The organism is Aquimonas voraii (assembly GCF_900101825.1).
Lineage (GTDB): Bacteria > Pseudomonadota > Gammaproteobacteria > Xanthomonadales > Xanthomonadaceae > Aquimonas > Aquimonas voraii.
In genome coordinates this window covers 596923-612225 of the sequence record NZ_FNAG01000001.1, presented here as the reverse complement: position 1 = coordinate 612225, position 15303 = coordinate 596923, and the positions used below count along the sequence as shown (strand labels likewise).

The 15303-nt window shown below is 69.6% G+C and carries 14 protein-coding genes; 5 read left to right on the top strand and 9 right to left on the bottom strand.

The features are described 5' to 3' along the window. Nucleotides 1–48: 48 nt before the first annotated feature. On the top strand, nt 49–1008 hold the full coding sequence (locus BLP83_RS02665; protein ID WP_091238482.1) for a lipase secretion chaperone: 960 nt from the start codon (nt 49–51) through the stop codon (nt 1006–1008). 168 nt (nt 1009–1176) lie between these two features. On the opposite strand, the gene BLP83_RS02660 is transcribed toward BLP83_RS02665, so the two are convergent. From BLP83_RS02660 to BLP83_RS02645, 4 genes are all read right to left on the bottom strand, one after another. After that, nucleotides 1177–2034 (bottom strand): pirin family protein, encoded by an 858-nt coding sequence (locus BLP83_RS02660; RefSeq protein WP_091238479.1) that lies wholly within the window; start codon nt 2032–2034, stop codon nt 1177–1179. 212 nt (nt 2035–2246) lie between these two features. After that, nucleotides 2247–3572 carry an N-acetylmuramoyl-L-alanine amidase gene (locus tag BLP83_RS02655; RefSeq protein ID WP_091238477.1) on the bottom strand — a complete coding sequence of 442 codons (1326 nt, stop codon included), beginning with the start codon at nt 3570–3572 and terminating at the stop codon, nt 2247–2249. A 165-nt stretch (nt 3573–3737) separates the two neighbouring features. Beyond that, nucleotides 3738–4229 (bottom strand): tRNA (adenosine(37)-N6)-threonylcarbamoyltransferase complex ATPase subunit type 1 TsaE, encoded by a 492-nt coding sequence (tsaE, locus tag BLP83_RS02650; RefSeq protein WP_091238474.1) that lies wholly within the window; start codon nt 4227–4229, stop codon nt 3738–3740. Then, the gene (locus tag BLP83_RS02645; RefSeq protein WP_091238471.1) at nt 4226–5809 is read right to left on the bottom strand and encodes an NAD(P)H-hydrate dehydratase; all 1584 of its coding nucleotides are present in this window, start codon (nt 5807–5809) and stop codon (nt 4226–4228) included. Before BLP83_RS02645 ends, tsaE begins: the two co-directional genes overlap by 4 nt. Before the next feature lie 99 nt (nt 5810–5908). Between BLP83_RS02645 and BLP83_RS02640 the strand changes: the two genes are divergently transcribed. The 4 genes from BLP83_RS02640 to rsxA are packed head-to-tail and all read left to right on the top strand — an operon-like array spanning nt 5909 to nt 10204. Beyond that, nucleotides 5909–6925 carry an extracellular solute-binding protein gene (locus BLP83_RS02640; RefSeq protein WP_091238469.1) on the top strand — a complete coding sequence of 339 codons (1017 nt, stop codon included), beginning with the start codon at nt 5909–5911 and terminating at the stop codon, nt 6923–6925. Continuing rightward, complete coding sequence (locus BLP83_RS02635; protein WP_218121170.1) at nt 6909–8528, top strand: ABC transporter permease; 1620 nt, start codon at nt 6909–6911, stop codon at nt 8526–8528. Before BLP83_RS02640 ends, BLP83_RS02635 begins: the two co-directional genes overlap by 17 nt. Then, complete coding sequence (locus BLP83_RS02630; RefSeq protein WP_091238467.1) at nt 8518–9615, top strand: ABC transporter ATP-binding protein; 1098 nt, start codon at nt 8518–8520, stop codon at nt 9613–9615. Before BLP83_RS02635 ends, BLP83_RS02630 begins: the two co-directional genes overlap by 11 nt. A 10-nt stretch (nt 9616–9625) precedes the next feature. Beyond that, a complete protein-coding gene (rsxA, locus tag BLP83_RS02625) occupies nt 9626–10204 on the top strand; it encodes an electron transport complex subunit RsxA (protein WP_091238465.1) in 579 nt (192 codons plus the stop codon). A gap of 93 nt (nt 10205–10297) precedes the next feature. Here rsxA and BLP83_RS02620 read toward each other — a convergent pair whose 3' ends face one another. The 5 genes from BLP83_RS02620 to BLP83_RS02600 all read right to left on the bottom strand — a co-directional run bounded on the left by BLP83_RS02620 (nt 10298) and on the right by BLP83_RS02600 (nt 15256). Beyond that, nucleotides 10298–11230 carry an isopenicillin N synthase family dioxygenase gene (locus BLP83_RS02620; protein ID WP_091238462.1) on the bottom strand — a complete coding sequence of 311 codons (933 nt, stop codon included), beginning with the start codon at nt 11228–11230 and terminating at the stop codon, nt 10298–10300. Nucleotides 11231–11469: 239 nt separating this feature from the next. Next, nucleotides 11470–12807, bottom strand: coding sequence for a phosphoglucosamine mutase (gene glmM, locus BLP83_RS02615; protein WP_091238458.1), 1338 nt, complete (start codon nt 12805–12807; stop codon nt 11470–11472). Further along, a complete protein-coding gene (accD, locus tag BLP83_RS02610) occupies nt 12804–13697 on the bottom strand; it encodes an acetyl-CoA carboxylase, carboxyltransferase subunit beta (protein WP_091238455.1) in 894 nt (297 codons plus the stop codon). Before accD ends, glmM begins: the two co-directional genes overlap by 4 nt. A 102-nt stretch (nt 13698–13799) precedes the next feature. Beyond that, on the bottom strand, nt 13800–14717 hold the full coding sequence (locus BLP83_RS02605) for a 5'-nucleotidase (protein ID WP_091238452.1): 918 nt from the start codon (nt 14715–14717) through the stop codon (nt 13800–13802). A 158-nt stretch (nt 14718–14875) separates the two neighbouring features. Then, nucleotides 14876–15256 carry a cupin domain-containing protein gene (locus BLP83_RS02600; protein WP_091238449.1) on the bottom strand — a complete coding sequence of 127 codons (381 nt, stop codon included), beginning with the start codon at nt 15254–15256 and terminating at the stop codon, nt 14876–14878. Between the last annotated feature and the right edge of the window lie 47 nt (nt 15257–15303).

The following is a 15303-nucleotide window of genomic DNA, read 5'->3' as shown; positions in this document are numbered from 1 at the left end:
GAATCGCAGGCGGCAAGACGCCGGCCTCTTCTGCTCGGCAGCGCAGTCGTGCTCGGGCTGTGGCTGCTCGGCGTGCTGCTGGTGCTACCGCAGCCGCCGGATGCTCGGAACGCGCGCGTACCGCTGGTCGAGGCGCCCCCGCAGGCCATCGCCACCGCGGGGATGACTGCGCGCGCGGCGCCCCATGGAGCTCAAGACGCCTTGACGGTGACGCTGTCCGCGCCGATCTCGTCAGATGAGAAGTCTCGCGCGTCCGACCGTCTCGCACGCAGCTCGCTGCGCGGCAGCGAAGTCGACGGCGAGCTTCGACTCGCCGCCGACGGCCGGCTGCGCATGGATGCCGCCACGGTGCGCTTCTCCGAGTACCACCTCGCCCTGCTCGGCGAGCTTCAGCTCAACGACATCCACGCCCTGCTGGCCGAGCACGCGGCACAGCGTCTGGGAGCGAGAGCCGTCGCGGAGGTGATGGCGGCGTTCGAGCGCTATCTGGGCCTGCGGCAGGCGCTCGCCGCGCTGCCCGCGGGCACATCGCTCACGGACACCCTGCAGGCGCGACGGGCGCTTGAACGGCAGTGGTTCGGCGAAGACGCCGAGGCCATGTTCGGCGAAGCCCGCGATCACGACGCCCGCACGGTGCAGCGACTCGATTCAAGCCATGCACACTCGAAGCCTTCGCCCGAAGCGGTGGCACCGGCCGAGCGCGAGGCGCGCTCAGCACTACTGGCCGAAGAACAGAGCCGACAGTTCGAGGCGCTGGGCCTGCCTGCCGAACAGCGGCGCGCCGAGCGCGAGGCGCTGTGGGGCGCACAGGCAGCGGCGCGCCTGGACGCGCTTGACGCCGAACGCGCGGCCTGGGACGGACGGCTGCAGGCCTATGCGCGCGAGCGCGATCGACTGGTCAGATCGGGCACAGCCGACGCCGCAGCGCTCAACGCCCTGCGCCAGCGCAGTTTCGATCCGCGCGAGCGTCTGCGGGTCGAGGGCATGGAGCGCTCCGGCACGCTCTAGCCGCTTTGCTAAGAACTGCCTTCCGGGGAGTTTTTCAAGCAGGCGGTCCAGCGCAGCGGCTGAGGTGGTGACGTCGAGGTGCTGCGCCACAGACACGCCCTGCACCGTGGAAGTGGTGCCTCACAGGCGCAGCTTGCGCGGATTGGACGCGCGCTCCGATCGAGCGCTTCAGCGCTCCGGCAGCGGGATGAACTCGCTCTCGCCCGGAACTTCCGCGAATCGCCCTTCGGCCCAGTCCTGCTTGGCCTGCTCGATGCGCTCGCGGCTGCTGGCGACGAAGTTCCACCACACGAAGCGCGGACCCAGCGGGGCACCGCCGCACAGCATCAGGCGCGCCCTGCCCTGCGCACGCAGGCGCGGCAGGCTGCCCTCGTCCAGCACCACCAGCGCCCAGGGCGGCAGCGGCATGCCATCGAGTTCGGCCTCGCCTTCGACCAGGTAGAGCGCGCGCTCGATGTGTTCGGGCGGGATCTCCAGCTCGGCGCCGTCCTGCATCTCGATCGCCACGTACAGCGTGTCCGACTGCACGCCCACGGGCGAGCGCATGCCGAAACCGTGGCCGGCCACGCAGGTCAGCTCGACGCCGTCGCGCACGACGCGCGGCAGTGTGGATGCCGGGTGGTGCTCGAAGGCCGGCGGCATTTCGGCCTGCTCGACCGGCAGGGCGATCCAGGTCTGCAGGCCGTGGATCGGGTGCGCACGATCCTTGAACGAGTCTGGGCTGCGTTCGGAATGGACAATGCCTGAGCCCGCGATCATCCAGTTGACGTCGCCCGGCTGGATGTCCTGCACGCTGCCGAGACTGTCGCGATGGCGGATGCAGCCTTCCCACAGCCAGGTGACGGTGGCCAAGCCGATGTGCGGATGCGGGCGCACGGCGATGCCCTCGCCCGGCGGAAAGGTATGCGGGCCCATGTGGTCGAAGAACACGAAGGGGCCGATGCGGCGACGGCTGACGTGAGGCAGCGCGCGGCGCACCTTGAAGCCACCGAGGTCGTGCTCGCGCGGGTTGATGATCTCGGGCATGGGTCGGCCTCGGTGGCTGCAGAAGACGGGACACTGCCATGCCGGCGCCATCCCGCCAACCGCCGGACTGCATGCATTCGCTGAGTCGGTACAGGGGCGGCGGTCGAAAGAACACTGGACCCCGCCAACGCCGGGGCCGACGATGCGCGGGGATGACGAATCAGAGCGTCCTCTGAGAAGCACCCGATCCGAGAAGCGGCGCCTGGAGACCCTCAGGCGCCGGGAATCTGCAGTCGGTCGCCGACCCGCACCACATCGCCGCGCACACGCCCGGCATTGGCCGCTCTCAGGCTGGCCAGGCTGACGCCGTGGCGCACGGCGATCGCGCTCAGGGTTTCACCGCGGGCAACGATGTGCTCGCGCGCGCGCGCCGTGGTGTTCGACGCCACCCAGGTGCCGGGCGGCGGCTGCAGGCTGAAGAAGTCGCGGATGCCGTCGGCGACTGCCGCCGACAGGCGGCGACGGTAGCCGGCATCGTTGAGCTTGCGCTCTTCGCCCGGGTTGCTGATGAAGGCCGCCTCGACCAGCATCGAGGGCACATCGGGCGAGCGCAGCACCACGAAATTGGCGCGCTCCACCGCAGGCTTGTGCGCCTTGCCAACCCGCTTCAGCGCGTTCAAGACCTGATTGGCGGCGTCCTCGGACGCTTTCATCGTCGCGCTCTGCGCGAGGTCGAGCAGCACCGCGGCCAGTGTGTTGTCCTTGTCGTCGAGCTTGACGCCGCCGACCAGGTCAGCCGCGTTTTCGCGATCGGCCAGCCAGCGCGCGGCCTCGTTGGTGGCGCCGCGGGTCGACAGGACATACACCGAGGAGCCGGCAGCGCTGGCGCGCGGTGCGGCGTCGGCGTGGATCGACACGAACAGGTCCGCCTGCGCCTCGCGCGCCAGCCGGTAGCGCTGCTCCAGCGGGATGAAGACGTCGGAATCGCGGATCAGCACGGCCTTGTAGCCACGCATGGTGTTCACATGGCGGGCGAGCTCGCGCGCGACCGCCAGCGTGATGTTCTTCTCGAAGGTGCCCGCCGGGCCGATCGCACCGGGATCACGGCCGCCGTGGCCGGCGTCGATGGCGATGACGATGTCGCGATCGCTGCTGGGCAGAGCAGTCTGCACCGTACGCGCCGGCGCCTCGGCCACGGCGCTCGCGCCGTTGGGCAGATCGATCACCAGCCGATGCCCGCGACCGTCGCCCGGCGGCTCGATGAAGCTGCGCGGACGCACGCCCCGCTGCAGATCCAGCACGACGCGGAGGTCGCGACCGTTTTGTACGCCGGTGCGCAGGCGCTGCAGCAGACCAGGCTGGAAGTCGGGCACCCGCGCGCCGCGACCAAGACTGGTCGACTTCAGGTCGATGACGATGCGGTGCGGGTTGTCCAGCGAAAACAGCTTGTAGTCCACGCTGTCGGACAGATCCAGCACCAGCCGGGTGCGCTCCTCGCCCGTCGCAACGCGCAGCTCGCGCACTTCGACCGCCCCGGCCGCGAACGCGACCAGACTGAGCAGCGCAAGCAGTACGAGGCGGAGGCTTCCCCTGAGCATGGCGCACATTCAAGCCGATGCAGCGCCTGTGCGCAAGCTGAAAAATGCTTGGAAATCCGCCAGATGCGCCGCCTTTCTAGATTCGGGTTCAACTGCCGTGCAGGCAGGAACGCCAGCCAGCCCGCACAGACAGCTGCAGCATCTCGAACAAGCTGCTGAATTTCTTCACTTTAGTGCAGCGAGCGCGGTCAACCAGCGGGCACCCTGCGGGCTCAGCGGTTCCAGCTCGGCCCTGCGCCCCGCACCCTCTACGGCCAGCCCGATCCGCAGATCGGCGGCCGGCAGAAAGGCCGCACCGCGATCGGGCCACTCAACCAGCCACAGACGCGCGCTGTCGGCGAGCTCATCGAGGCCCAGGAAGGACAGCTCCTCCGGATCGGCGATGCGGTACAGATCCAGATGCGCGACTTCGCCGCCTTCGACCGGGTAGCGCTCGATCAGGGTGTAGGTCGGGCTCTTGATGGCGCCCTCGACGCCGAGCGCGCGCAGCAGGGCGCGGGCCAGAGTGGTCTTGCCGGCGCCGAGGTCGCCCCGCAGGTGCACCACTGCGCGCGCCGGCAGGGTAGCGGCGAGCCGCTGGCCCAAACGCTGACTGGCTGCCTCATCCGGCAGATCGAGAACGAGCCGGCCCGTCGACGTGGATACGCTGGCGCTCATCGCGAAGACTCCGCGGGTCGATTGAGCACCTGTCGAATCAAGGGCAGCAGATCCGAAGGCAGCAGGCCGCGCTCGCCCTCGGCGGCGGCCAGATCGCCGGCCACGGCATGCGCCAGCGCGCCCAGCACGGCGGCATCGAAGGCAGCAAGCCCCTGCGCGATCAGGGCCGCGATCACGCCAGCGAGAAGATCACCCATGCCGCCGACCGCCATGCCCGGGTTGCCGGCGTCGATCACCCGCGGCACCTCGCCGGGCGCGCCGACCAGGCTGCCTGCGCCCTTCAGCACCACCGGGCATTCGTAGCGCTGCACCAGATGTGCAAGCGCGGTGTAGCGGTCGCGCTGAACTTCCGTGGTGCTCACACCGAGCAGGCGCGCGGCCTCGCCGGGGTGCGGAGTCAGCACGGCGTGCGGACAGGCGCGTGGCATCTGCGCCAGCAGGTTGAGGGCGTCGGCATCGAGCACGCAGAGCCGATGCGCCGCGAGCACCTGCCCAAACAGCGCACGGCCCCACTCGCCCTGCCCCAGGCCGGGTCCCAGCGCGACCACGCTTGAACGCTCAAGCAGCGGATCCAGATCGCTCACGGCTTCGACGCCCCGGACCATGCATTCCGGCTGCGCCGCGACCAGGGCCGCGGCGTGGGCTGCGCGCGTTCCCATGCTGACCAGCCCGGCTCCGGCGCGCAGCGCGGCGCGCGCGCACAGCAGGGCCGCGCCTGCCATACCGCTGGTGCCGCCCAGCACCAGCACATGCCCGCTGTCGCCCTTGTGCGCATCCATGCGCCTGCGCGGCAGGGCCCCGGCCAGTGCTCGCGCATCCAGCGCGATCGCCATCGGCTCGAAGTGGGCGCTGGGGCCCGGCGGGTCCACGCCCTCGAGCAGCAGCGAAGCCAGCCGGCGCTCCCCCGAAAGCGCGCGGCCGGCGCCGGTGTACAGCCCAGGCTTCGCCGCGACGAAACTGATGCTGACATCGGCCCGCACTGCCGCGCCGGGCACCGCGCCCGTGTCGGCATCCACGCCTGAGGGCAGATCGAGCGCCAGCACGGGACTTGGGGCCAGGTTGATGGCCTCGATCAGATCGGCGTGCGGCGCCGCGGGCGCGCGCGTCAGGCCGAGACCGAATACGGCATCGACCACCAAATCCGCCAGGCCAAGGCTCTCCGCAGCCAGCTCGGGATCGTCCTCCCAGGCCACGCGGCGGCCGCGCCAATCGCAGCGCGCGCGACGCGCCTCCTCGCTGCCGCGATGGTCGTCGGCGCGCAGGTGCACCACCCAGGCATCAAAGCCCGCCGACTCCGCCAGCCGCGCCAGCACCCAGCCGTCACCGCCGTTGTTGCCCGGTCCGCAGACCACCGCCAGGGTGCGCGCCCGCGGCCAGCGCTGCTTGAGCGCATCCAGTGCAGACCAGGCCGCACGCTGCATCAGGGCATAGGCGTCGCCGTCGAGCGCCTCGATCAAGCGCGCGTCGATCGCGCGCACCGCCGCTTCGGCGAACAGTTCGATGGAATCTGCCTCACTGCGCGACGGCAGCCGGCTTCCTGCGGCCGCACGCCGGCTGGCATGCTTCGGGGTCTCGTTCATGGGCCGCAAGTGTACGCATCGGCTTCAGGCACATGGACCGTACACCTCGGGCTGGATAACATCGATTCTCATTTCCGGCCTCATCGACCAGGTTCTCCCATGCGCATCCGCCTTCCTCTCCTTGCCGCTCCCGTCCTCGCCGGGCTCGCGCTTTCGCTCGCGCCGGCTGTCGAGGCCGCCGATCTCGTGGTCTACACCGCGCGCAACGAGCAGCTGATCAAACCGCTGTTCGACCGCTACACCGCCGAGACCGGGGTCGAAATCGAGTTCCTGACCGACAAGGAAGCGCCGCTGATGGCCCGCCTGCAGGCCGAAGGGGCCCGCACCGAAGCGGATGTTTTCATGACGGTCGACGCCGGCAACCTCTGGCAGGCGGCCCAGCTCGGCCTGCTCCGCAAGCTCGAATCGCCGGTGCTGGAGAGCAACATCCCCGGCCATCTGCAGGACCCGGAAAACCGCTGGTTCGGCCTGTCGGTGCGCGCCCGTACCCTCATCTACAACACCGACAAGGTGCAGCCCTCCGAGCTCAGCACCTACGAGGCATTGGCCAACGCCGAGTGGAAGGGCCGGCTCTGCCTGCGCACCTCGAAGAAGGTCTACAACCAGAGCCTGGTCGCGACCCTGATCGAGAACCACGGCGCCGAGGGTGCCGAGGCGATCGTCGCCGGCTGGGTCGCCAATCTGGCGGCGCAGCCCTTCGCCAGCGATGACGAGGTCATCCAGGCGGTGGCGGCCGGCCGCTGCGATGTCGGCATCGCCAACACCTACTACTTCGGCCGGCTGAAGCGGGACAACCCGGCCCTGCCGGCGGCGATCTTCTGGCCCAACCAGGGCGAAGGCCAGCGCGGCGTGCACGTCAACGTGTCCGGCGCCGGCGTCACCACGCACGCGAAACGGCCGGAAGCCGCGCAGGCCTTCCTTGAGTGGCTGTCGGCGGGTGAGGCACAGGCCCAGTTCGCCTCGGTGAACTTCGAGTTCCCGGCCAACCCGGCGGTTGCGGTCGATCCCGCCGTCGCCGACTGGGGTCCCTTCCGTCAGGACCTGATCAATGTCTCGCGCGCCGGCGCGCTGCAGGTGCAGGCGACCCAGCTGATGGATCGTGTCGGCTACCGCTGATGCGATTCCGTTCGCGCCGCCCACGCGGCGCGGGCGCTTGGGCGGGCTCAGCCTGCTGGCGCTGGCGCTCTGCCTGCCCAGTGCGGTGCCGCTGGTCGCTGCGCTGGCGGCGCTGTTCAACCCCAATCCGGAACTGCTCGGCCACCTGTGGCAGCACACGCTGCCGCGGGTCGGCCTCAACACGTTCTGGCTGCTGCTCGGCGTGGGCCTCGGCAGCGCCCTGCTCGGCACCGCGCTGGCGGCGCTGATCGCGCTCACCGAATTCCCCGGCCGGCGCTTCTTTCGCTGGGCGCTGGTGCTGCCGCTGGCCCTGCCCGGCTATGTGTTCGCGGTGGCGTTCATCGGTCTGTTCGACTACAGCGGCGCTCTTGCCACCCTGCTGCGCGAGCACGGCCTGACGCTTCCCGAGATCCGATCGCGCGGTGGCGTGATCGCGGTGATGACGCTGGCGCTGTTTCCGTATGTCTATCTTGTCGCCAGCGACGCGTTCGCCAGCCAGGGCGCACGTGCACTCGAAGCGGCCCGCGCGCTGGGCATGTCGCCTCGGCGCGCCTTTCTGCGTGCGGCCCTGCCGCTGGCGCGTCCGTTCATCGCCGGCGGCGTGCTGCTGGTGCTGATGGAAACCCTGGCCGACTTCGGCACCGTCGCGGCCTTCAACTACGACACGTTCACCAGCGCGATCTACAGCGCCTGGTTCGCCATGTTCTCCACCGACACCGCCCTGCAGATCGCCGCCGTGATGCTGCTCGCGGTGATCGCGCTCGTGCTGCTGGAAGCGCACTCGCGGCGCCGGCAGTCCTTCGTGCAGCTGGGCGCGGTGAATGCCACGCGCCTGCCGCTGGGGCGCTGGCGCTGGCTCGCCGCGGGCTTCTGCACCCTGGTGTTCGCGCTGGCTTTCGTGCTGCCGGTAACGCGACTCGGCTGGATCGCCTCCGCGCATCTGCATGAGCTTGACGCGCGCTATGTCGAGTTCGTCTGGAACGGTGTGCTGCTGTCGGCGATGGCGGCGGCGCTGACCGTGGTGGCTGCGCTCGTGCTGGCGCTCGCGGCACGCGAGCAGCCGGGCCTTCTGAGCACCCTGGCGCTGCGCGTCGGCACGGTGGGCTACGGCCTGCCGGGCGCGCTGCTGGCGATCGGCCTGTACGTGCCGGTGACCCGCGCCAGCGGCTGGCTGCTGGATCGCCTGCAGATCGACATGGCCCTCACCGGCGGTCTCGGCCTGCTGTTGATCGCCTACGGCGTCCGCTTCACCGCGGTGGCACATGCGCCGGTCGCAGGCGCACTGCTGCGCGTGCGCGAAAGCCATCTGGAAGCCGCGCAGCTGCTGGGCGTCACCGGCCTGCGCCGGCTGCAGCAGGTGCACTGGCCGCTGCTGCGCGGCGGGCTGGCCACGGCTGCCCTGCTGGTGTTTGTCGACGTTATGAAGGAAATGCCGATCACCCTGATGATGCGCCCCTTCGGCTGGAACACTCTGGCCACCCGCGTGTTCGAGCTGACCAACGAAGGCGAATGGCGGCGCGCGGCGCTGCCGGCGCTCAGCATCGTCGCGGTCGGCCTGATCCCTGTACTTCTGCTGACAAGGCGCGCCCGCGATGCGACTTGAACTGATCGACTGTGCGGTGGGCTACGACGGCCACGCGGTGCTGGCCGGCGTGAACCTCGCCATCGAAGCGGGTGAAATCGGCTGCCTGCTCGGGCCGTCGGGGGCCGGCAAGACCAGTCTGCTGCGCGCCATCGCCGGCTTCGCGCCGCTGTATGCCGGGCGCATCCAGAGTCGTGCGGCGGACGCCGATCCCCGTGTCTTGAGCGGCCCCGGCGCGCAGCTGCCGCCGGAGCGGCGCGACATCGGCATGGTCTTCCAGGACCACGCCCTGCTGCCGCATCTGACCGCGCTCGGCAACGTGATGTTCGGCCTGTTCCGCCTGCCGCGCCGCGAGGCCGAGGCGCGCGCGCGGCGCATGCTGGCCTTGGTCGGCCTGGCGGGCTTCGAGCCCCGTTATCCGCATGAACTGTCCGGCGGCCAGCAGCAGCGCGTGGCGCTGGCCCGCGCGCTGGCGCCGCGGCCTTCGCTGGTGCTGCTGGATGAACCCTTCTCCAGCCTCGACCCCGACCTGCGCGAACGCCTGGCTCTGGACGTGCGCGCCGCCCTCAAGTCGGAAGGCGTGGGCGCGCTGCTGATCACCCACTCGCAGGTCGAGGCCTTCGCCATGGCCGACCGCATCGGCGTGGTCGCCGAGGGCGCGCTGCAGCAGTGGGACAGCGCCTATGCGCTCTACCACCAGCCTGCCAACCCGGTCGTGGCGCGCTTCATCGGGGAAGGGGTGTTTGTGGGCGCGATCTGCCTGGAGGATCAGCGCCTCATGACGCCCCTGGGTGAAGCGCGCATGCCGCGATCCCGCCACGCCCCGGGCCAGCGCCTTCAGCTGCTGCTGCGGCCGGATGATGTGGTCCACGACGATGCCAGCCCGCTGCAGGCCGAAGTGGTTGCCCGCGCCTTCCGCGGCGCCGATTTCCTCTACACCCTCAGGCTCGACTCAGGCGAGCGCCTGCTCTCGCTGGTGCCGAGTCACCACGACCATGCGATCGGCCAGCGCATCGGCATCCGCTTGGACCTCGAGCACGTGGTCGCCTTCGCCCTCGATCCCCCGCTGGCAGGCGCAGACAAGGGACGCCCGGACGGCCTCGACTAGACTGCGCGCCATGTCGGATCTCGCCCTCCTGCTGTTCGGTGCCGCGCTCGTCAACAACTTCGTGCTGGCGAAGTTCCTGGGGCTGTGTCCTTTCATGGGCGTGTCGCAGCGACTGGACTCGGCACTCGGCCTGTCGCTGGCCACCGCCTTCGTGCTGACCCTGTCCTCAGGACTGGCCTGGGCGCTGCAAGCCTGGCTGCTGGAGCCGCTGGATCTCGCCCATCTGCGCACGCTGGGCTTCATCCTGGTGATCGCGGCGGTGGTGCAGTTCACCGAACTGCTCATGCGCGCCCGCGCGCCCCTGCTCTACCGCGTGCTCGGCCTGTACCTGCCGCTGATCACCACCAACTGCGCGGTGCTGGGCGTCGCCCTGCTCAACGTGCAGGCCCGGCACTCGCTGCTGGAGGCCCTGCTGCAGGGCTTCGGCGCCGCCCTCGGCTTCGCTCTGGCCCTGCTGCTGTTCGCCCAACTTCGCCAGCGCCTGGCCCTTGCCGACGTCCCGGCCGCGTTCCGCGGCGCACCGATCGCCCTGATCACCGCCGGCCTCATGGCCCTGGCCTTCATGGGCTTCGCCGGCATGGACCGCTGAGGCAGACAGCAGGGCGCGACTTGCGCGCGTCCATAAAGAACGAGGCCCGACGCATGCGCCGGGCCCCGCTCAGGTCGTGCAGTGCCGCTGCGATCAGACCAGCTTGATCTCGCGCAGCCGCTCCATCAGGTAGTCGTGCGAGCTGATCGGCTCGGGGTAGCGGTTCGGGTTCTCGGCCGAGATGCACTGCGGCAAGGTCTCGATGAGGAAATCCGGGTTCGGGTGCAGGAAAAAGGGCGTGGAATAGCGCGGCTTGCGCGCGGCCTCGCCGGGCGGATTGGTGACCCGGTGGGTGGTCGATGGATACACGTGGTTGGTCAGACGCTGCAGCATGTCGCCGATGTTGACCACGATGGTGTCCTCGTCAGCGGTGAACGGCACCCACTCGCCCTTGCGCGAGAGCACTTCGAGGCCGGCCGCAGAGGCACCGACCAGCAGGGTGATCAGGTTGATGTCCTCATGCGCGCCGGCGCGCACATTGGGGATGTCGTCGGCGGTGATCGGCGGGTAGTGGATCGGCCGCAGGATCGAGTTGCCGAAGTTGGTCTTGTCGGCGAACCAGTCGGCCGGCAGATCGATATGCAGGGCCAGCGCCGACAGCACCCGCGAGCCGAGCTGGTCGAGCGTGGTGTAGAGGCCGTAGGCGACCTCCTTGAATTCGGGCACTTCGCTGGGCCAGAGGTTGGCCGGCATCACCTCGGCGTACTTCGAGTCGCGCGGAATCTCGCGGCCGACGTGCCAGAACTCCTTCAGGTCGAAGTGCTTGGCGCCCTTGGCGGTCTCGATGCCGAAGGGCGTGTAGCCGCGGGCACCGCCGCTGCCGGGCACGTGGTACTGCTTCTTCACCGCTTCAGGCAGGGCGAAGAAACGCTGGAACACGTCATAGGCGCGGTCGATCTGCGCCTGCGGGATGCCGTGACCGCGAATGCCGCAGAACCCCCACTCGCGATAGGCCGCGCCGAGCTCGGCGACGAAGGCATCACGGTCGGTGTCGAAACGGCGGATATCTAGGGTGGGGATGGACATGTGGTTCGCCTTCGTTGTTGGCAGTGGCGGAGTTCAGGGTTCTGGGGTTTGGAGGCGACGGGATTCGGGATTGGGGATTCGGGATTCGTAGAGCGCGGTCGTCAGCGCGCGGCAGACGTTAAGCGCTCGCTCCGTTGACGGCTGAATACGGGGCGAGTCCAAGAGGCTCGCCCCAGTCGCAAGGCTCTAAAACGAATCCCGAATCTCCAATCCCGAATCCCGCCGCCGTTGAAGCCGCGCTAAAGCGCGGCTTCAACGGCGGAACGCAAGCGCTGCTGCACATCCAGCAGCAGCGCCTCGTCGTCCGCTTCGACGGTGATGCGGATCAGCGGTTCGGTGCCGGAGGCGCGCAGGACAAGGCGTCCCCTGCCCTCCAGCCGGGCTTCGGCCGCCTTGGCCTCGGCCTGCACCCCTGCCGACTCCAGCGGCTTGGCGCCCGGGGTGATGCGCACATTTACGGTCTTCTGCGGGACCCAGCTCAGGCCCTCCTGCAGGGCCTTCAGCGATGTGCCGCTGCGGCGCAGCGCCTGCAGCACCTGCAGGGCGCTGACGATGCCGTCGCCAGTACTGGCCTTGTCCAGCACCAGCACATGGCCCGAGGCCTCGCCGCCGATCAGCCCGCCGTGAGCCTTCAGCTGCTCCAGCACGTAGCGGTCGCCGACCTTGGCGCGCACGAAGGGTATGCCGCGCTGCGCGAAGGCGCGTTCAAGGCCGTAGTTGCTCATCAGCGTGCCGACCACGGTGCCGGGGTTCTCGCCCCGGGCCAGGCGGTCGCAGGCCAGGATGTAGAGCTGCGCATCGCCATCGACAAGCCCGCCCTCGGCATCGACGAACAGCACGCGGTCGCCATCGCCGTCGAAGGCGATGCCGAGCGCCGCACCCGAGCCGCGCACCAGCGAACGCAGCGCGTCCATATGGGTGCTGCCGCAGTCCTGGTTGATGTTGAGCCCATCGGGCGAGACGCCCATCGAGATCACGTCGGCGCCGAGCTCGCGGAACAGCTCGGGCGCGATCTGGTAGTTGGCGCCGTGCGCGCAGTCGAGCACGATCTTCATGCCGCGCAGGCTGAAGCCACGGTCGACCGTCGACTTGCAGAAGCTGCTGTAACGCTGGGCGGCATCGCGGATGCGTACGGCCTTGCCCAACTCTTCCGAGCCGACCGTGCTGAAGGCGCGCTCCAACTCCGCTTCGATGGCGAGCTCGACGGCGTCCGTCAGCTTTTCACCGTCGGCCGAAAAGAACTTGATGCCGTTGTCGTAGTGCGGATTGTGCGAGGCGCTGATGACGATGCCGGCGTCCGCACCCAACTGGCGGGTGAGGAAGGCCACGCCCGGCGTCGGCATGGGCCCCAGCAGCATCACATTGGCGCCGGCGGCGACCAGGCCGGCCTCCAGGGCCGACTCGAACATGTAGCCGCTGATGCGGGTGTCCTTGCCGATCACCACGCCGGCATGGCCCTCGCGGGCCAGCACGCGCCCGGCCGCCCAGCCGAGCTTCAGCACGAAGTCGGCCGAGATCGGGCCTTCGCCGACGCGACCACGAATGCCGTCGGTGCCGAACCAGCGCTTGCCGCTCATGCGCCGATGGCCTCCGCGGCGGGGTCGGGCGCCGGACGCGGGGCCTTCATCAGCATCGCCAGGATCGCGCCCAGGCGCTCGCGCATCTCGCGACGATCGACGATCAGGTCGATAGCACCGTGGCTCAGCAGGAACTCCGAGCGCTGGAAGCCCTGCGGCAGGGTTTCGCGCACGGTCTGCTCGATCACGCGCGGGCCGGCGAAGCCGATCAGGGCCTGCGGTTCGGCGACATTGAGATCGCCCAGCATGCCCAGGCTGGCCGAAACTCCGCCGGTGGTCGGGTGGGTCAGCACCGAGATGTAGGGCAGGCCCGCCGCGCGCAGGCGGCCCAGCGCGGCCGAGGTCTTGGCCATCTGCATCAGCGAGAACAGGCCTTCCTGCATGCGTGCGCCGCCGGTGGCGGCAAAGCAGACGAAGGGCATGCGCTCGGCCAGGGCGTACTCCGCCGCGCGGGCGAACTTCTCGCCGACGACCGAACCCATCGAGCCGCCCATGTAGCGGAACTCGAAGGCACAGGCGGCCAGCGGCTGGCCCTTCAGACGACCGTGCATGGCGATCAGCGCGTCCTTCTCGCCGGTCTGCTTCTGCGCGGCGGCGATGCGGTCCTTGTACTTCTTCTGGTCGCGGAAGCGCAGGGCGTCACTGGGCTCCAGGTTGGGGGCGATCTCCACGGCACTGCCGCTGTCGAGAAACATCGACAGCCGCTGGCGCGCACCGATCGCATGGTGGTGCCCACACTTGGGGCAGACCTCGAGGTTGCGCTCCATCTCGGGCCGGTAGAGCACGGCCGCGCAGCTGTCGCACTTGCTCCACAGCCCCTCGGGCACGCCGCGCTTGTTGCCGCCCTCGGTGCGGATCCGCGAGGGCATCAGTTTGGAAAGCCAGCTCATGGGCGAGACACCCGCCTGCCTGTGTGAAAGGGGCGCGATTCTAGCAGGCCACCCCGGATTCTCCGCCTGAGGGTGCCTGCGAGGGGCCGCAGGCACAGGATCTCATCCCGGCCGTCCCAGCACCCCATGCGGCACATGCCCGGTCGCCACATGCTTGCGCGCCGACTCGACATTGCTGTGGCTGTCGTCGAAGAAGATGTCGGCGCCGAAGGCTTCGAGAAAGGGCCCCTTGTCGCGACCGCCGAGGAACAGGGCCTCATCGAGGCGCACGCCCCAGTGGCGCAGGGTGAGGATCACGCGCTTGTGCGCGGGCGCCGAGCGCGCGGTCACCAGGGCGGTGCGGATCGGCGAGTTCTCCATCGGGAAGGCGCTCTGGATGGCATGAATCGCCGCCAGCACGCCGCGGAAGGGTCCGCCCGACAGCGGCTGCTCGGCCTGGGCGCGCTCATTGGCGGCAAACGCCGCCAGACCCTGCTCGGTGCTGATGCGCTCGCTTTCATCGCCGAAGATCACCGCATCACCGTCGAAGGCGATGCGCAGCTGCTCGGAGTCGCGCAGCGAAGCCTTGCTCGGCAGGATGGTGGCTGCCGCCACGCCGGCCTCGAGCGCGCGCGCCACGTCTTCGGCGTGTGCCGACAGGAACAGGTGCGCGCCGAAGGGGCGGATGTACGGAAAAGTCGGCGCGCCGTTGGTGAATGCGGCGCGCACGATCTCCAGCCCATAGCGCTCGATCGAGTTGAAGATGCGCAGTCCGGTGTCGGCCGAGTTGCGCGAGAGCAGGATCACCTCGACCTGCGGCAGACCCGGCTGCGCATGCGCGTTCAGGGCCAGCAGCTTGCGCACCAGCGGAAAGGCGATGCCGGGCTCCAGCGGTTCGTTCTCGCGCAGGCGCTGGAACTCGGCGTAAGCGGCGAGACCCTGCTGTTCGAACAGACTGTGGCTGTCCTCCAGGTCGAACAGGGCGCGCGAGGAGATCGCGACGACGAAGCGGTCGTTCGAAGGCAGCATGAGATCGGTCATGAGAGGTCGAACACGGGCGGCGCGGACAACCCGCAGTATCGCCCAGGCGCGCGCTCCTTCGAGGGGCCGGGCCATCGAAGCGACTCGTGGCCGGGACCGCGGCCGGGTCGGGCGGGCCGCCGCGCGAGCCCATCCGCGTGGTCTCCCGAGACCCGGGCTCAGAAGGACGACGTCGCGTCGACATCCTCATAGGCCGCCGCCTCGAAGCGCGGCGTGCACATCGCCAGGAACACCAGCGCCTCTTCGCCAACGCAGGCGATGCGCTGCGCCACGCCCGGCGGGATCACCACGACCGCGCCGGCGCCGAGTTCGGTGGGCGGCAGCCCTTCCACCTCCACCCTGCCCCGCCCGGAGAGGATCAGATAACGCTCGGTGATGCCATGCAGGCGATGCCAGCGCGTGGTCTGGCCCGAGGCGACCCGGGCACGCGCGACCGACAGTGCAGGGTCGTCGACGCGATTGTGCCATTCGAGGATGTGGCAGCCCTCGACGAACCAGTACTCCTCAGGCGGCTGTGGATGGATTCGGGCGATCGACATGGCGGGCGTCTCAGGGCTGGGGGGTGCAGCTTGGCACGCCGAAACGC

Bases quoted from the DNA above. Each gene is read 5' to 3' on its own strand.
- BLP83_RS02660 (WP_091238479.1), bottom strand. From the start codon at position 2,034: ATGCCCGAGATCATCAACCCGCGCGAGCACGACCTCGGTGGCTTCAAG.
- BLP83_RS02655 (WP_091238477.1), bottom strand. From the start codon at position 3,572: ATGCTCAGGGGAAGCCTCCGCCTCGTACTGCTTGCGCTGCTCAGTCTG.
- tsaE (WP_091238474.1), bottom strand. From the start codon at position 4,229: ATGAGCGCCAGCGTATCCACGTCGACGGGCCGGCTCGTTCTCGATCTG.
- BLP83_RS02645 (WP_091238471.1), bottom strand. From the start codon at position 5,809: ATGAACGAGACCCCGAAGCATGCCAGCCGGCGTGCGGCCGCAGGAAGC.
- BLP83_RS02640 (WP_091238469.1), top strand. From the start codon at position 5,909: ATGCGCATCCGCCTTCCTCTCCTTGCCGCTCCCGTCCTCGCCGGGCTC.
- BLP83_RS02630 (WP_091238467.1), top strand. From the start codon at position 8,518: ATGCGACTTGAACTGATCGACTGTGCGGTGGGCTACGACGGCCACGCG.
- rsxA (WP_091238465.1), top strand. From the start codon at position 9,626: ATGTCGGATCTCGCCCTCCTGCTGTTCGGTGCCGCGCTCGTCAACAAC.
- BLP83_RS02620 (WP_091238462.1), bottom strand. From the start codon at position 11,230: ATGTCCATCCCCACCCTAGATATCCGCCGTTTCGACACCGACCGTGAT.
- glmM (WP_091238458.1), bottom strand. From the start codon at position 12,807: ATGAGCGGCAAGCGCTGGTTCGGCACCGACGGCATTCGTGGTCGCGTC.
- accD (WP_091238455.1), bottom strand. From the start codon at position 13,697: ATGAGCTGGCTTTCCAAACTGATGCCCTCGCGGATCCGCACCGAGGGC.
- BLP83_RS02605 (WP_091238452.1), bottom strand. From the start codon at position 14,717: ATGACCGATCTCATGCTGCCTTCGAACGACCGCTTCGTCGTCGCGATC.
- BLP83_RS02600 (WP_091238449.1), bottom strand. From the start codon at position 15,256: ATGTCGATCGCCCGAATCCATCCACAGCCGCCTGAGGAGTACTGGTTC.